This is a genomic window from Arthrobacter sp. SD76, assembly GCF_049726125.1.
Classification (GTDB): Bacteria; Actinomycetota; Actinomycetes; order Actinomycetales; family Micrococcaceae; genus Arthrobacter; species Arthrobacter nitrophenolicus.
In genome coordinates, this window is record NZ_JBNBLR010000001.1 from 1,053,556 (window position 1) to 1,068,710 (window position 15,155).

Here is a 15,155-nt window from a genome sequence, read left to right on the forward strand (position 1 = left end):
CGCGCGGAAGCTCCCCTGATACTGTGGCAGCATCGAGAGGAGATCATTATGGGATGGCTTATTTTCCTGATCATCGTGGCCGTGGTGGTGGCAGGCGTGTTCTGGGCCAAGAAGCACTTCCGCCACGAGATCGACCGCGCCAAGCGGATCAACCGGGCCAACAAGAACCAGTAGCTGGCCGCTCTGCCGGCTTCCGCGGATAAGGAATACCTGGGCCCGGCTACTGGCCCGCCCGGTTCTTCCGCGCCCGCGAAAGGGCCCGGTACCAGTAGAAGGACTGTTTCGGGGTCCTGGCCTGCGTCTCGAAGTCAACGTGGACCAACCCGAATCTTTGGGAGTAGCCGGCAGCCCACTCGAAGTTGTCCATCAGCGTCCACACGTAATCGCCCCGCAGGTCGACGCCTGCCGCCATGCCGCCCGGGGATGTGGCGTCCAGCGCTGCGCGCAGGTGCGTGGCCAGGTATTGCACCCGCTCCTCATCCTGCAGGGTGCCTTCAACCTTGTCGGGCTCGGGAAAACTGGCACCGCCTTCGGTGATGTAGACGGGCGGGAGGGCGTCCCGTACCGGTCCTGGAGTTCCTTGAGCAGGATGGCCAAATGTTCGGGGGCCACGGGCCAGCCGAATCCGGTGCTGCTGAGCTCTGGGTACCCCACCTCGTGGAAGGGCAGCCGGGCCACAGCTTTGTGAGTGTTGGCCGGGATGGGGGTGACGCCCCGGCCGACGGCCACCTTCACCGGGAAGTAGTAGTTCAGGCCGTAGAAATCCAGTGGCTGGTGGATGGTGCGCAGGTCTGCGTCGGAGATCCTGCCGATGGAGCGCAGCCACGGCCGGGCGTACACCGGAAGCGTGGGGTACCGGCCCAGCAGGACGGGGTCGGCGTAGATCCGGTTCATCAGCAGGTCATACATCCGGGCCACCATCCGGTCGCCGATGCTCCGGCTGCCGGGCCGGACGGGCGCATGGAGGTTGGTCACGCCCACGCTGCCCGTCACGCCGGCAGCCCGGAGTGCCTGTACGCCCAGCCCGTGCGCCAGCAACTGGTGGTGGATGGAGGGGAGGGCATCGAACATCAGCGCGTGGCCGGGGGCGTGGACGCCCAGGGCATAGCCGTTCAGGGTTACCGAGAGGGGCTCGTTGAGCGTGACCCACTGGGCCACGCGGTCGCCGTAGCGCGCCGCGGCTGCGGCGGCGTACTCGCCAAAGCGTTCGGCGGTCTCGCGGTTCAGCCAGCCGCCGCGGTGCTCGAGGGGCAGGGGCGTGTCCCAGTGGTACAGCGTGGCCATGGGGGAGACGCCGGCCTCCAGCAGCTGGTCGATCAGCCGGTCGTAGAAGTCCAGGCCCTCCGGGTTGAAGCTGCCCCGGCCGTCAGGCTGGATCCGCGGCCACGACAGCGAGAACCGGTAGGAATCCACGCCCAGTTCCTGCAGCAGCGCCACATCCTCCGGCAGCCTGTTGTAGTGGTCGCAGGCAACGGCGGGGGGAGTGGCCGTCCATGATGGCGCCGGGTTTCTCCGCGAACGCGTCCCAGCCCGAGGGGCCGCGACCGCCTTCACCGAGGGCGCCCTCAATCTGGAAGGCGGCGGCCGCCACGCCAAGAGTGAACGACGGCGGCATCCGGCCGGCCAGTTCCGTCACCGATTCAGTGCTTTCCAGCGTCATGTCCTTATCATCCATTCGGAGGCAACCAAGGGCAATGGCCCGGCCAGGCCCGGCCCCACGAGGGACGATTCGCATCTGCCGGGGATTTCCGACATACTAGATGAGTTGTTCAAGCGCTTCTTCGCGTCCCGATCCGGATAATGCCGGATGCAGGGTCCAGGTTGAAGACCAAACATAACCCACCCCAATGGAATTGCGGATTTGTATGCGTGTTGAGCGCGACACGCCCGACCGCGGGGGTCGGTTACGCCGGCAAGGTGAGGAACCCGGATTCATCCGGATTCAGTTTGTGCGGCGGGTGGTAGTTACGACTTCAAATGCTTCGGCAGCCACATACAACAGGAAAGTGAACAGGGCAGCCCTAAACCGGGGAAGCACAGACTGAAAGAGAGTCAGGCGACATGGCGGGACAAAAAAATCCGCATCCGGCTGAAGTCATACGACCACGAGGTCATTGACGTTTCAGCACGGAAGATCGTTGAGACGGTCACGCGCGCAGGCGCAACGGTAGTTGGCCCCGTGCCGCTGCCGACGGAGAAGAACGTTTACTGCGTTATCCGCTCTCCGCACAAGTACAAGGACAGCCGCGAGCACTTCGAAATGCGCACGCACAAGCGTCTTATCGACATCATCGATCCCACGCCGAAGGCTGTTGACTCGCTCATGCGTCTCGACCTGCCGGCTGACGTGAACATCGAAATCAAGCTGTAGGGAGGTGCTGAGAAACTATGACCGCAACCCGTAACGTAAAGGGCCTGCTGGGCACGAAGCTCGGCATGACCCAGGTCTGGGACGAGAACAACAAGCTCATCCCCGTCACTGTGGTCCAGGCAGACTCGAACGTCATCACCCAGCTGCGCAACGCAGAAGCTGATGGCTACGTCGCCGTTCAGATCGGCTACGGCCAGATCGATCCCCGCAAGGTCACCAAGCCGCTGGCTGGTCACTTTGAAAAGGCAGGCGTTACGCCTCGCCGTCACGTCGTCGAACTTCGTACCGCAGATGCTGCCGAGTACAAGCTGGGCCAGGAGCTCTCCGTGGAGCTCTTCGAAGCCGGCCAGAAGATCGACGTCGTTGGCACCACCAAGGGTAAGGGCTTCGCCGGTGTTATGAAGCGTCACGGCTTCCACGGCGTTGGAGCTTCCCACGGTGCCCACAAGAACCACCGTAAGCCCGGTTCCATCGGTGGTGCATCCACCCCGAGCCGCGTCTTCAAGGGCATGAAAATGGCCGGCCGCATGGGCGCCGTTCGTCACACCACGCTGAACCTGACGGTTCACGCGGTTGACGTCGAGAAGTCGCTGCTCCTGATCAAGGGTGCCGTTCCCGGCGCCCGCGGCCAGGTCGTACTCGTACGCACCGCCGTGAAGGGAGCCTAGTTCAATGGCTAACACTGTCCAGGTTGACCTGCCTGCAGAGATCTTCGACGTTCAGACCAACGTGCCGCTGCTGCACCAGGTTGTCGTTGCCCAGCTCGCTGCTGCTCGCCAGGGTACCCACAAGACCAAGACCCGCGCTGAAGTTTCCGGTGCAGGACGCAAGCCGTTCAAGCAGAAGGGTACCGGCCGCGCCCGCCAGGGTTCGATCCGTGCTCCGCACATGACCGGCGGTGGCATTGTCCACGGTCCCACCCCGCGTGACTACAGCCAGCGCACCCCCAAGAAGATGATTGCTGCTGCCCTGCGCGGCGCACTGTCTGACCGGGCCCGCAACGGACGCATCCACGTTGTCTCCGAGCTGGTTGCAGGCGACAAGCCTTCGGCCAAGACCGCACTGGCAACGCTCCGCGGTGTTTCCGACCGCAAGAACCTGCTGGTTGTCATCGAGCGCGCCAACGACGTTGCTGCACTGTCCGTGCGCAACCTTGCCGGTGTTCACGTTCTGTACGCAGACCAGCTGAACACCTACGACGTTCTCGTGTCTGATGACGTTGTCTTCACCAAGGCTGCCTACGACGCATTCGTTGCCGCCAAGGCAGCTAAGAACGAGGAGGATGCCAAGTGAGCGCAGCCACCATCAAGGATCCCCGCGACGTCGTGCTTGCACCCGTCGTGTCGGAAAAGAGCTACGGCCTGATCGACGAGGGCAAGTACACCTTCCTGGTGGACCCCCGGTCGAACAAGACCGAGATCAAGCTGGCCGTGGAGAAGATCTTCTCCGTCAAGGTCGAATCGATCAACACCATCAACCGTGCCGGTAAGCGCAAGCGCACCAAATTCGGATGGGGTACCCGCAAGAACACCAAGCGTGCGATTGTCACCCTCAAAGAAGGCACCATCGACATCTTCGGCGGTCCGCTCTCGTAGCGGAGACCACTTTAACGAGGAAATAAATTATGGGAATCCGTAAATACAAGCCGACTACCCCGGGCCGTCGTGGCTCGAGCGTAGCGGACTTCATCGAAATCACGCGGTCGACGCCGGAAAAGTCGTTGGTACGTCCGCTGCCCAAGAAGGGCGGCCGTAACAACACCGGTAAGATCACCACCCGTCACAAGGGTGGCGGACACAAGCGCCAGTACCGTCTGATCGACTTCCGTCGCCACGACAAGGACGGCGTTGACGCCCGCGTAGCCGAAATTGAGTACGATCCGAACCGTACGGCCCGCATCGCGCTCCTGCACTACGTTGATGGCACCAAGCGTTACATCATCGCCCCGAACAAGCTGTCCAGGGTGACTTCGTGGAAGCAGGTGCCAACGCTGACATCAAGCCTGGCAACAACCTGCCCCTGCGCAACATCCCCGTGGGTACCGTTATCCACGCAGTTGAACTGCGTCCGGGTGGCGGCGCCAAGATGGGCCGCTCCGCCGGTGCATCCATCCAGCTCGTTGCCAAGGAAGGCCGCTTCGCCCAGCTGCGCCTGCCTTCCGGCGAAATCCGCAACGTTGACGTGCGCTGCCGCGCAACCGTCGGCGAGGTCGGCAACGCCGAGCAGTCGAACATCAACTGGGGCAAGGCCGGCCGTATGCGGTGGAAGGGCGTCCGCCCGACCGTCCGTGGTGTCGCCATGAACCCGGTTGACCACCCGCACGGTGGTGGTGAAGGTAAGACCTCCGGTGGTCGTAACCCCGTCAACCCGAACGGTCAGCGGGAAGGCCGCACCCGGCGCCCCAACAAAGAGAGCGACAAGCTTATTGTGCGTCGCCGTCGTACTGGCAAGAACAAGCGATAGGAGCCTGGACACATGCCACGCAGCCTGAAAAAAAGGTCCTTTCGTTGACCAGCACCTCTTTGTGAAGGTAGCCAGGGAAAACGAAAAGGGCACCAAGAACGTCATCAAGACCTGGTCCCGCCGTTCGATGATCATCCCCGACATGCTCGGACACACGATCGCCGTACACGACGGACGCAAGCACATCCCGGTGTTTGTCACTGAGTCGATGGTCGGGCACAAGCTCGGCGAATTCGCTCCCACGCGGACATTCCGCGGCCATGTCAAGGACGACCGTAAGGGCAAGCGCCGCTAGGCGCCTGCGCTTACGTCATAGACGAGAGAAGGAAAGCAATGGAAGCCAAGGCAATTGCGCGCCACATCCGCGTAACGCCTATGAAGGCCCGGCGCGTCGTCAACCTTGTTCGTGGATTGCAAGCGAATGAGGCTCTGGCAATTCTGAAGTTTGCCCCGCAGGCAGCTTCGGAGCCGGTATTCAAGGTAGTACAGTCGGCAATCTCCAACGCCCGGGTCCTCGCGGACCGCGACGGCGTTGCGTTTGACGAAGGTGACCTCATCATCAGCGAAGCGTTTGTTGATGAAGGCCCGACCATGAAGCGGTTCCAGCCGCGCGCCCAGGGTCGTGCATTTCAGATCAAGAAGCGCACCAGCCACATCACCGTGGTAGTCGCTACCCCGGAGAAAGAGGAGGCTCGCTAAGTGGGACAGAAAGTAAACCCGCACGGGTTCCGACTCGGCATCACCACCGATCACGTATCGCACTGGTTCGCTGACAGCACCAAGGCCGGCCAGCGGTACAAGGACTTCGTTCGCGAAGACATCCGCATCCGCCAGCTCATGTCCACGGGCATGGAGCGCGCCGGTATCGCGAAGGTCGAGATCGAGCGCACCCGTGACCGTGTCCGCGTGGACATCCACACGGCCCGTCCCGGCATCGTCATCGGCCGCCGTGGAGCAGAAGCAGACCGCATCCGCGGCGAGCTCGAAAAGCTCACTGGCAAGCAGGTCCAGCTGAACATCCTCGAGGTCAAGAACCCCGAGATGGAAGCCCAGCTTGTTGCCCAGGGCGTTGCTGAGCAGCTGACTTCCCGTGTGGCATTCCGCCGCGCCATGAAGAAGGCCATGCAGTCCGCGCAGCGTGCCGGTGCCAAGGGCATCCGTATCGCCTGCTCGGGTCGACTGGGTGGCGCTGAAATGTCCCGCTCGGAGTTCTACCGCGAAGGCCGTGTGCCCCTGCACACCCTCCGCGCGAACATCGACTACGGCTTCTACGAAGCCAAGACCACCTTCGGCCGCATCGGTGTGAAGGTCTGGATCTACAAGGGTGACGTCACCGCCAAGGAACTGGCCGCCCAGGCCGCTTCCGCCCCGTCCCGCGGCCGCTCCGGCGACCGTCCGGGCCGCCCGGGTGGCGCTGACCGTGGCGATCGCCGCCGTCGCAACGACCGTCCGGCCGCTGACGCAGCTCCTGCTGCCGAAGCGCCGGCAGGTGAGGCTGCACCCGCTGCAGCAGTAGAAGGAGGACAGGCTTAAATGCTTATCCCACGTCGAGTCAAGCACCGTAAGCAGCACCACCCGGGTCGTTCCGGCGCTGCTACGGGCGGCACCAAGGTCTCGTTCGGTGAGTACGGCATCCAGGCCCTGAGCCCGGCATACGTCACCAACCGTCAGATCGAGTCCGCTCGTATCGCGATGACCCGCCACATCAAGCGTGGCGGTAAGGTCTGGATCAACATCTACCCGGACCGTCCCCTGACCAAGAAGCCTGCCGAAACCCGCATGGGTTCCGGTAAGGGTTCGCCGGAATGGTGGGTCGCCAACGTCAAGCCGGGCCGGGTTCTCTTCGAACTCGCCGGTGTCAATGAAGAGGTAGCTCGCGAGGCCCTGCGCCTGGCAATCCACAAGCTGCCGTTGAAGGCACGCATCGTGCGTCGCGAGGGTGGTGAATAGAAATGGCAGTAGGATCCAAGGATCTGGCTCCCGCAAAGCTGGACGGTTTCGACAACGAGCGTCTCGTTGAAGAACTCCGCAAGGCCAAGGAAGAGCTGTTCAACCTGCGTTTCCAGTCCGCCACCGGTCAGCTGGAGAACCACGGTCGCCTGCGCGCGGTAAAGAAGGACATCGCCCGCATCTACACCGTTCTCCGTGAGCGCGAGCTGGGCATCCGTGCCGAGGTTGCCGCACCGGTTGTGGAAGCCAAGGAAGAGAAGAAGTCCAAGAAGGCTGCAACCAAGAAGGCCGAAAAGGCTGAAACGGTTGAGACCGAGGAGGATGCCAAGTGAGTGAAAAGGACCAGAACGTGACGGAAACTGCTACCGCAGCCACGGCTGAGCAGCGCGGTTACCGCAAGACGCGTCGCGGCTACGTGGTCTCGGACAAGATGGAAAAGACCATCGTTGTCCAGGTTGAGGACCGCGTGAAGCACGCACTGTACGGCAAGGTCATCCGCCGTACCTCCAAGGTCAAGGCCCACGACGAGAACAACACCGCCGGCATCGGCGACCTGGTTGTCATCGCCGAGACCCGTCCGCTGTCCGCCACCAAGAACTGGCGGCTCGTGGAAATCCTCGAGAAGGCCAAGTAGCACCTGCTGCTTCGCTGTTGTAGCCCCTGCTCCCATCGGGAGCGGGGGCTGTCCGTTTAACTCAACCCTGCGTCACGCGGTGCACGCTTCCGGTGGGCTTACGACGGCGGTGCCGCGGCTTTCCGGGGGAGCGGCACCTTCGGCGGCCCGAAAGGCTGCCGGGCGTGACGCCGTCGTACCCCGACGCCCGCTGACTAACGGCGCCTAGAACCCGTTGGAAGAGGGCGCGCTGTAAGTGGGGGAGCGTTGGTGGCGCCGTGTTGCTTGCGGGGGAGCGGCCTGTGGTGATATGGGGAACCGGCCGATCTGTGCTAAGATTTTGAGTTTGTATGGCGCCTTTCGTGCGCCGTTCACCAAACTCGTAAACAAGCGTGCCACAGCATAGTGCTCCTGTGCGCCCGGGATCCGTCCCGGACAGATGGGAGCAACTGCTTCTGGCACGGGCGTTTAGGCCTGGTCTGGCAAAATCCAGGCAGGTCAAGAGACACCCCGATCAACCGTTCCGCAAGGCTCATTCCGTAGGAAGATTTTCGGTCTGAGAACCGGCGCGACGCAAGGAGTAAATAGTGATTCAGCAGGAGTCGCGACTCAAGGTCGCCGACAACACGGGTGCTAAGGAAATCCTTACCATTCGCGTTCTCGGTGGATCCGGCCGTCGCTACGCAGGCATCGGTGACGTCATTGTCGCCACCGTCAAGGACGCAATCCCGGGCGGCAACGTAAAGAAGGGCGATGTTGTCAAGGCAGTCATCGTCCGTACCAAGAAGGAACGCCGCCGTGCGGATGGTTCCTACATCAAGTTTGACGAGAACGCAGCTGTGATCCTGAAGGGCGACGGTGACCCCCGCGGTACCCGTATCTTCGGACCGGTTGGTCGTGAACTCCGTGACAAGAAGTTCATGAAGATCGTTTCTCTGGCTCCGGAGGTGCTCTAGTCCATGGCTGCAAAGATCAAGAAGGGTGACCTGGTCCAGGTCATCACTGGCGCCAAGGCTGAGCGCGGCGGCGACCGCGGCAAGCAGGGCAAGGTCCTGCGCGTGTTCACCGACACCAACCGCGTGTTGGTTGAAGGCATCAACCGCGTCACCAAGCACACCAAGGTCGGTCAGTCGCAGCGCGGCACCAAGACCGGTGGCATCGAGGTTGTTGAAGCCCCGATCCACATCTCCAACGTGGCGCTGGTTGACCCGTCGACCAAGAAGCCGACCCGCGTGGGCTTCCGCCTCGACACCGTAGAGAAGGACGGCGTCAAGAAGACCGTCCGCATCCGCGTGTCCAAGAGCACCGGGAAGGACATCTAATGACTGAGACTCTCGAGACTCCGGCAACGAAGATCGTTCCTCGTCTGAAGACCAAGTACGCAGAATCCATCAAGGCCCAGCTCCAGGATGAATTCAAGTACGCGAACGTGAACCAGGTTCCCCGCCTCGTCAAGGTTGTTGTGAACATGGGTGTTGGAGATGCCGCCAAGGACTCCAAGCTGATCGACGGCGCTGTCCGCGACCTCACCCAGATCACCGGCCAGAAGCCGCAGGTTACCAAGGCCCGCAAGTCGATCGCACAGTTCAAGCTGCGCGAAGGCATGCCCATCGGCGCACACGCTACCCTGCGTGGCGACCGCATGTGGGAATTCGTGGACCGTCTGGTCACCCTGGCCCTGCCCCGTATCCGCGACTTCCGCGGCCTCAGCGGCAAGCAGTTCGATGGCAACGGCAACTACACCTTCGGTCTGACCGAGCAGGTTATGTTCCACGAAATCGACCAGGACAAGATCGACCGCGTCCGCGGTATGGACATCACGGTTGTGACCACTGCCAAGACCGACGACGAAGGCCGCGCGCTGCTCAAGGCGCTTGGTTTCCCGTTCAAGACCGAAGCTTAATTACTACGTAAAAGGTCCGGCCGCCGGCTTCATCGGAAGCAGACGGCGGAAACCGTTACGAGGAAGGGCAAGAGCCCACCATGACAATGACAGATCCTGTCGCAGACATGCTTACGCGCCTGCGTAACGCAAACTCGGCATACCACGACACCGTGTCTATGCCTTACAGCAAGCTCAAGGCTCGCGTTGCCGACATCCTCAAGGCCGAAGGCTTCATCGCCGGCTGGAAGGAAGAGGACGCAGAGGTCGGCAAGAAGCTGACCCTCGAGCTCAAGTTCGGTCCGAACCGCGAGCGTTCCATCGCCGGTGTTCGCCGCATCTCCAAGCCGGGTCTCCGCGTTTACGCGAAGTCCACCAACCTGCCGCACGTGCTGGGTGGCCTGGGTATCGCAATCCTGTCCACCTCTTCCGGCCTCCTGACTGACAAGCAGGCCGGCAAGAAGGGCGTGGGCGGCGAAGTCCTCGCGTACGTCTGGTAACGGGAAAGGAAGAGAATAATGTCACGTATTGGACGTCTCCCCATCACCGTTCCTGCCGGCGTTGAGGTCAAGGTTGACGGCTCTGTCGTCAGCGTCAAGGGTTCCAAGGGCGAACTGAGCCACACTGTGGCCAGCCCCATCGAGGTTGCCCTGGAAGACAACACCCTGACCGTCACCCGCCCGAACGACGAGCGCGCCTCCCGTTCGCTCCACGGCCTGACCCGCACCCTGATCGCCAACATGATCCAGGGCGTCACCGCAGGCTACGAGAAGAAGCTTGAAATCGTCGGTACCGGTTACCGTGTTCAGGCCAAGGGATCTGACCTGGAGTTCGCTCTGGGCTTCAGCCACCCGGTCAACGTGTCGGCTCCTGCCGGCATCACCTTTGCAGTAGAGGGACCGACCAAGCTCTCTGTCTCAGGCATCAACAAGCAGCAGGTCGGCGAAGTTGCTGCCAACATCCGCAAGCTGCGGAAGCCTGACCCGTATAAGGGCAAGGGCATCCGTTACGCCGGCGAAGTTATCCGCCGCAAGGTCGGAAAGGCTGGTAAGTAACCATGGCCATCGCCATTAACAAGAAGCGCACGAACAAGAGCAAGGCTGCTGCCCGCAGCCGCCGCCAGCTTCGTATCCGCAAGCGCATTGCAGGAACGGCCGTTCGCCCCCGCCTGGTGGTTAACCGGTCCGCCCGCCACGTATTTGTCCAGGTTGTCGATGACAGCATTGGCCAGACCGTAGCAAGCGCGTCCACTCTGGAAGCCGACCTCCGTGCATTCGACGGTGACAAGACCGCCAAGGCCAAGCGCGTTGGCGAGCTCGTTGCCGAGCGTGCCAAGGCTGCCGGTGTCGAGGCAGTTGTCTTCGACCGCGGTGGTAACAGTACCACGGCCGGATTGCCGCCGTCGCTGACGGTGCACGCGAAGGTGGGCTGTCACTGTGACCGAAGCAAACAAGGAAAAGGACACTGTGTCTGCAGATCAGAAGGCTCCCGAAGCCGCAGCTGCTGAGACCACTGCCCCCGCTGCCGACGACCGCCGTGGTGGCGCCCGTCGTGGCGAGCGTGGCGACCGCGGCCAGGGCCGCGGCGACCGCGGTGGCCGTGGCGGCCGCGACGGTGGCCGTGAAGCCGAAAAGAACCAGTTCGTAGAGCGCGTTGTCACCATCAACCGCGTTTCCAAGGTGGTCAAGGGTGGTCGTCGCTTCAGCTTCACCGCACTGGTCGTCGTTGGTGACGGTAACGGCATGGTCGGCGTGGGCTACGGCAAGGCCAAGGAAGTTCCCGCTGCTATCGCCAAGGGCGTTGAAGAGGCCAAGAAGTCCTTCTTCCGCGTTCCCCGCGTTGGCAACACCATCCCGCACCGCGTTCAGGGTGAAGCCGCTGCCGGCGTCGTAATGCTGCGTCCGGCTTCCGCCGGTACCGGTGTTATCGCCGGTGGTCCGGTCCGTGCAGTACTGGAGTGCGTGGGCATCCACGACATCCTCTCCAAGTCGCTCGGTTCCTCCAACGCCATCAACATCGTCCACGCGACCGTTGATGCCCTGAAGCGCCTCGAAGAGCCGGCATCCGTGGCAGCACGCCGCGGCCTGCCGCTGGACGAGATCGCTCCGCAGGCACTGGTGAAGGCCCTCCTGGCTCCGAAGGCAGGTGTTTAGTCATGGCTAAGAACCTGGTCCCCTCCGACGCACAGTTGGAAATCACTCAGATCAAGTCCGCCATTGGCGGCAAGCAGAACCAGCGCGACACCCTGCGGTCCCTCGGCCTGAAGCGGATCGGACACACCGTTGTCCGCACCGCCGATGCCGTGACCGTCGGGATGCTCAACACGGTTCCGCACCTGGTAAAGGTAGAGGAGGCGAAGTAAATGGCAGAGAACGAAAAGGCTCAGGCTGAAAAGCAGAACGCCCTGAAGGTTCACCACCTGCGTCCCGCCCCGGGTGCAAAGACCGCCAAGACCCGTGTTGGTCGTGGTGAGGCATCCAAGGGTAAGACCGCCGGTCGCGGTACCAAGGGTACGGCAGCCCGCTACCAGGTGAAGGCTGGCTTTGCCGGCGGCCAGCTGCCGCTGCACATGCGCCTGCCCAAGCTGCGCGGCTTCAAGAACCCGTTCCGGGTTGAGTTCCAGGTTGTGAACCTGGACAAGCTCAACGAGCTGTTCCCCGAAGGTGGCACCGTCACCGTGGAGAACCTGGTCGAAAAGGGTGCCGTTCGCAAGAACCAGCCCGTCAAGGTGCTGGGCACCGGCGACATCACCGTCAAGGTTGACGTCACCGCCCACGCATTCTCGGCCAGCGCCGCTGAAAAGATCGCAGCAGCAGGCGGAAGCACCACCGCTCTCTAGAGCCGGTGGGCGACAGCCCGTTGTTCAACTCCCGATGACCGGGGCCAACGCCCCGGTCATCGGGAGTTTTTCACATCCGCACGCCGTATTTTTCCCGCCATCCGGCGCAGCAGCGCTTCCGCGGATTGTTCGCATGGCGCATCCAACCGTTAGACTCGGTTGTTGGGATTTATTGGGCCCCATCACACCACTCTTATAAACACCACAGGAGGACGCTTGCTTAGCGCATTTGGCCGGGCCTTTCGCACGCCTGATCTGCGACGCAAGTTGTTGTTCACGCTGGGAATCATCACCATCTTCCGCTTGGGTGCTTTCATTCCCTCGCCTGGTGTGGACTACCAGAATGTCCAGCAATGTTTGCAGAACGGTCAGACGGCCGGCGGGCTGTACCAGCTCGTCAACCTGTTCAGCGGCGGCGCGTTGCTCCAGGTGTCCATCTTCGCCCTGGGCATCATGCCGTACATCACGGCCAGCATCATCGTCCAGCTGCTCCGGGTGGTCATTCCCCGCTTCCAGCAGCTGTACGAAGAGGGCGCGTCGGGCCAGTCCAAGCTGACCCAGTACACGCGGTACCTCACCATCGCCCTGGGCCTGCTCAACGCCACCACCCTGGTGTCCCTGGCCCGGTCGGGCCAGCTGCTTCCCGGTTGTGCGCTGCCCATCATCCCCGATGACAGCATCATCACCACCATCCTGATCATCATCACCCTGACCGCCGGTACGGGCCTGATCATGTGGATGGGCGAGCTCGTCACCGAGAAGGGTGTGGGCAACGGCATGTCCCTGCTCATCTTCACCTCGATCGCAGCGACGTTCCCCACCTCCCTGGGTGCCATCTGGACCTCGCAGGGACCGGCCACGTTCTTCACCGTCCTGGCCGTGGGCCTGCTGACCGTGGCGCTGGTGGTCTTCGTGGAGCAGTCACAGCGCCGGGTCCCGGTGCAGTACGCCAAGCGGATGATCGGACGCCGCACCGTGGGCGGCACCAGCACCTACATTCCCATCAAGGTGAACATGGCCGGTGTTATCCCGGTCATCTTCGCTTCCTCCATGCTCTACCTGCCCGGCCTGATTGCACAGTTCAACCAGCCGCAGCAGGGCGAGCAGCTCCAGCCGTGGGTCGAATGGATCAACAACAACCTGGTCCGCGGCGACCAGCCGATCTATATGGTTCTGTACTTCGCCATGATCGTCTTCTTTACCTACTTCTATGTCGCGATCACCTTCAACCCTGAAGAAGTGTCCGACAACATGAAGAAGTACGGCGGCTTCATTCCAGGTATCCGCGCCGGCAAGCCGACCGCTGATTACCTGCAGTACGTGCTTTCCCGGATCACGCTCCCCGGCGCCCTGTACTTGGGCTTCGTGGCACTGATTCCGCTGGTGGCACTGGTACTGATCAACGCGAACCAGAACTTCCCGTTCGGTGGCACCTCGATCCTGATCATGGTGGGCGTTGGCCTGGAGACCGTAAAGCAAATTGATGCGCAGCTACAACAACGTCACTACGAAGGGCTTTTGCGATGACGAGAATGCTGATTATTGGACCTCCCGGTTCCGGAAAAGGAACGCAGGCGGAGCGGATTTCAGAGCGCCTCGGCGTTGTGGCGATCTCCACCGGCGACATCTTCCGCGCCAATGTAAAGGGCGAAACGCCCCTTGGCATCGAGGCCAAGAAGTACATGGACAACGGGGACTTCGTTCCGGACAGCGTGACCAACAAGATGGTCCGTGACCGCCTCAGCGAGGCCGACGTCGAAAGCGGCTTCCTGCTGGATGGCTACCCGCGCACCACTGCGCAGGTGGACTACCTCGACGAGATCCTCGCCAAGGGCGACGAGAAGCTCGACGTCGTCCTGCAGCTCACTGCCGACGATGAGGAACTGGTGCACCGCCTGCTGGGCCGGGCCAAGGAAACTGGCCGGAGCGACGACAACGAAGCCGTCATCCGCCACCGCCTTGACCTCTACCACGAGCAGACCGAAGCGGTCGTGGCCAAGTACGCCGAGCGCGGCATCCTCACCCAGGTTGACGGCATCGGCCCCATCGATGACGTGACCGACCGCGTGATGCAGGCCATCAAGGCGGCACAGGCAGCCTGATCCAGGCACCGTTTTCTGAGGCTCCTCCCGGAACAGGGGAGGAGCCTCAGCCATTTGAAAGGACACACCATGGGCTTCCGCCAGCCCCGCATCGAACTCAAGAACAACGCCCAGATGCGCACCATGCACGAGGCAGGACTGGTCCTGAGCCGCGCCCTGGACGCAGCCGTTGCCGCCGCCGTCCCGGGCGTCACCACCAAGCACCTCGACGATGTCTTCGCTGCCGTGCTCAACGAGGCCGGCGCCAAGTCCAACTTCCTCGGCTACCACGGCTTCCCCGCCACCGTCTGCACTTCCGTGAACGAGGAAGTGGTCCACGGCATCCCGGGCAGCCGCGTGCTGCAGGACGGCGACATCATCTCCATCGACGGCGGTGCCATCGTGGACGGCTGGCACTCCGATTCGGCCCGGACCGTCATCGTGGGGACCGCCGACCCGGAGGACCAGCGGCTCTCCGACGTCACCCGCGCCGCCATGTGGCGGGGGATCGCGGCCCTGGCCACCGGGACGCACGTGGGTGATATCGGCGCCGCCATCGACGACTACGTCTCGTCGGTTCCCGGCAAGCCGCTGGGCATCCTGGAGGACTACGTGGGGCACGGCATCGGCTCCGAGATGCACATGGCGCCGGACGTCCTGAACTACCGCACCACCCACCGCGGCCCTAGGATCAAGCCGGGCCTGTGCCTTGCCATCGAGCCGATGCTGGTCCGCGGCGGCATTGAAACCGCCGTGCTGGAGGACGACTGGACGGTGGTCACCACCGACGGCAAGCGTTCCTGCCAGTGGGAGCATTCCGTTGCGGTGCACGAGAAGGGCATCTGGGTCCTGTCAGCGCCCGACGGCGGCGCGGAGGACCTTGTCCCCCTCGGCGTCACCCCTGTGCCGATCCCCTAGGACCCGTTGATTGAGCCTGTCGAAATCGAAGCGGGGTT

The 15,155-nt window shown here is 62.7% G+C and carries 21 protein-coding genes and 4 pseudogenes; 24 read left to right on the forward strand and 1 reads right to left on the reverse strand.

What is annotated here, in order from left to right; genetic code table 11:
* Positions 1–48 precede the first annotated feature (48 nt).
* A complete protein-coding gene (locus ACPEE0_RS05205) occupies positions 49–174 on the forward strand; it encodes a hypothetical protein (RefSeq protein WP_009358308.1) in 126 nt (41 codons plus the stop codon).
* 46 nt (positions 175–220) lie between these two features.
* On the opposite strand, the pseudogene ACPEE0_RS05210 reads toward ACPEE0_RS05205, so the two are convergent.
* A pseudogene (locus ACPEE0_RS05210) lies at positions 221–1,660 on the reverse strand (GH1 family beta-glucosidase).
* A 381-nt stretch (positions 1,661–2,041) separates the two neighbouring features.
* On the opposite strand from ACPEE0_RS05210, the gene rpsJ reads away from it, so the two are divergent.
* The 23 genes and pseudogenes from rpsJ to map all read left to right on the forward strand — a co-directional run bounded on the left by rpsJ (position 2,042) and on the right by map (position 15,117).
* Positions 2,042–2,371: a 30S ribosomal protein S10 gene (gene rpsJ / locus ACPEE0_RS05215; protein WP_424575242.1), complete on the forward strand. Its 330-nt coding sequence runs from the start codon at positions 2,042–2,044 to the stop codon at positions 2,369–2,371.
* A 17-nt stretch (positions 2,372–2,388) separates the two neighbouring features.
* Positions 2,389–3,039 (forward strand): 50S ribosomal protein L3, encoded by a 651-nt coding sequence (gene rplC, locus ACPEE0_RS05220; protein WP_354175172.1) that lies wholly within the window; start codon positions 2,389–2,391, stop codon positions 3,037–3,039.
* Between the two features lie 4 nt (positions 3,040–3,043).
* Entirely contained in the window at positions 3,044–3,664 is a 621-nt protein-coding gene (gene rplD / locus ACPEE0_RS05225; RefSeq protein WP_133345792.1) for a 50S ribosomal protein L4, read from the forward strand.
* Positions 3,661–3,966: a 50S ribosomal protein L23 gene (gene rplW / locus ACPEE0_RS05230; RefSeq protein ID WP_009358306.1), complete on the forward strand. Its 306-nt coding sequence runs from the start codon at positions 3,661–3,663 to the stop codon at positions 3,964–3,966. The genes rplD and rplW overlap by 4 nt, the downstream gene beginning before the upstream one ends.
* A 29-nt stretch (positions 3,967–3,995) precedes the next feature.
* Positions 3,996–4,834 (forward strand): annotated as a pseudogene (gene rplB, locus ACPEE0_RS05235) (50S ribosomal protein L2).
* 12 nt (positions 4,835–4,846) lie between these two features.
* Positions 4,847–5,129: pseudogene (rpsS, locus tag ACPEE0_RS05240) on the forward strand (30S ribosomal protein S19).
* A gap of 38 nt (positions 5,130–5,167) precedes the next feature.
* Complete coding sequence (gene rplV, locus ACPEE0_RS05245; RefSeq protein WP_009358304.1) at positions 5,168–5,533, forward strand: 50S ribosomal protein L22; 366 nt, start codon at positions 5,168–5,170, stop codon at positions 5,531–5,533.
* Entirely contained in the window at positions 5,534–6,367 is an 834-nt protein-coding gene (gene rpsC, locus ACPEE0_RS05250; RefSeq protein ID WP_009358303.1) for a 30S ribosomal protein S3, read from the forward strand.
* The gene (gene rplP / locus ACPEE0_RS05255) at positions 6,368–6,784 is read left to right on the forward strand and encodes a 50S ribosomal protein L16 (protein WP_009358302.1); all 417 of its coding nucleotides are present in this window, start codon (positions 6,368–6,370) and stop codon (positions 6,782–6,784) included.
* A gap of 2 nt (positions 6,785–6,786) precedes the next feature.
* Positions 6,787–7,116 carry a 50S ribosomal protein L29 gene (rpmC, locus tag ACPEE0_RS05260; protein ID WP_009358301.1) on the forward strand — a complete coding sequence of 110 codons (330 nt, stop codon included), beginning with the start codon at positions 6,787–6,789 and terminating at the stop codon, positions 7,114–7,116.
* Positions 7,113–7,418 (forward strand): 30S ribosomal protein S17, encoded by a 306-nt coding sequence (rpsQ, locus tag ACPEE0_RS05265; protein ID WP_009358300.1) that lies wholly within the window; start codon positions 7,113–7,115, stop codon positions 7,416–7,418. Before rpmC ends, rpsQ begins: the two co-directional genes overlap by 4 nt.
* A gap of 566 nt (positions 7,419–7,984) precedes the next feature.
* On the forward strand, positions 7,985–8,353 hold the full coding sequence (rplN, locus tag ACPEE0_RS05270) for a 50S ribosomal protein L14 (RefSeq protein ID WP_009358299.1): 369 nt from the start codon (positions 7,985–7,987) through the stop codon (positions 8,351–8,353).
* A gap of 3 nt (positions 8,354–8,356) precedes the next feature.
* Positions 8,357–8,719: a 50S ribosomal protein L24 gene (rplX, locus tag ACPEE0_RS05275; protein ID WP_009358298.1), complete on the forward strand. Its 363-nt coding sequence runs from the start codon at positions 8,357–8,359 to the stop codon at positions 8,717–8,719.
* Entirely contained in the window at positions 8,719–9,300 is a 582-nt protein-coding gene (gene rplE / locus ACPEE0_RS05280; RefSeq protein ID WP_009358297.1) for a 50S ribosomal protein L5, read from the forward strand. Before rplX ends, rplE begins: the two co-directional genes overlap by 1 nt.
* A gap of 80 nt (positions 9,301–9,380) precedes the next feature.
* Positions 9,381–9,779 carry a 30S ribosomal protein S8 gene (rpsH, locus tag ACPEE0_RS05285; RefSeq protein ID WP_043454616.1) on the forward strand — a complete coding sequence of 133 codons (399 nt, stop codon included), beginning with the start codon at positions 9,381–9,383 and terminating at the stop codon, positions 9,777–9,779.
* Positions 9,780–9,797: 18 nt separating this feature from the next.
* Entirely contained in the window at positions 9,798–10,334 is a 537-nt protein-coding gene (gene rplF, locus ACPEE0_RS05290; protein WP_009358294.1) for a 50S ribosomal protein L6, read from the forward strand.
* 2 nt (positions 10,335–10,336) lie between these two features.
* Positions 10,337–10,719: pseudogene (gene rplR / locus ACPEE0_RS05295) on the forward strand (50S ribosomal protein L18).
* Positions 10,716–11,432: a 30S ribosomal protein S5 gene (gene rpsE, locus ACPEE0_RS05300; RefSeq protein ID WP_133345796.1), complete on the forward strand. Its 717-nt coding sequence runs from the start codon at positions 10,716–10,718 to the stop codon at positions 11,430–11,432. The pseudogene rplR and the gene rpsE overlap by 4 nt, the downstream one beginning before the upstream one ends.
* 2 nt (positions 11,433–11,434) lie before the next feature.
* The gene (gene rpmD, locus ACPEE0_RS05305) at positions 11,435–11,641 is read left to right on the forward strand and encodes a 50S ribosomal protein L30 (protein ID WP_009358731.1); all 207 of its coding nucleotides are present in this window, start codon (positions 11,435–11,437) and stop codon (positions 11,639–11,641) included.
* Positions 11,642–12,118, forward strand: coding sequence for a 50S ribosomal protein L15 (rplO, locus tag ACPEE0_RS05310; RefSeq protein ID WP_009358730.1), 477 nt, complete (start codon positions 11,642–11,644; stop codon positions 12,116–12,118).
* A 216-nt stretch (positions 12,119–12,334) separates the two neighbouring features.
* Entirely contained in the window at positions 12,335–13,645 is a 1,311-nt protein-coding gene (gene secY / locus ACPEE0_RS05315) for a preprotein translocase subunit SecY (protein WP_009358729.1), read from the forward strand.
* A 5-nt stretch (positions 13,646–13,650) separates the two neighbouring features.
* Positions 13,651–14,220 (forward strand): adenylate kinase, encoded by a 570-nt coding sequence (locus ACPEE0_RS05320; RefSeq protein WP_205753905.1) that lies wholly within the window; start codon positions 13,651–13,653, stop codon positions 14,218–14,220.
* Positions 14,221–14,289: 69 nt separating this feature from the next.
* The gene (map, locus tag ACPEE0_RS05325; RefSeq protein WP_009358727.1) at positions 14,290–15,117 is read left to right on the forward strand and encodes a type I methionyl aminopeptidase; all 828 of its coding nucleotides are present in this window, start codon (positions 14,290–14,292) and stop codon (positions 15,115–15,117) included.
* The last annotated feature ends 38 nt before the right edge of the window (positions 15,118–15,155 follow it).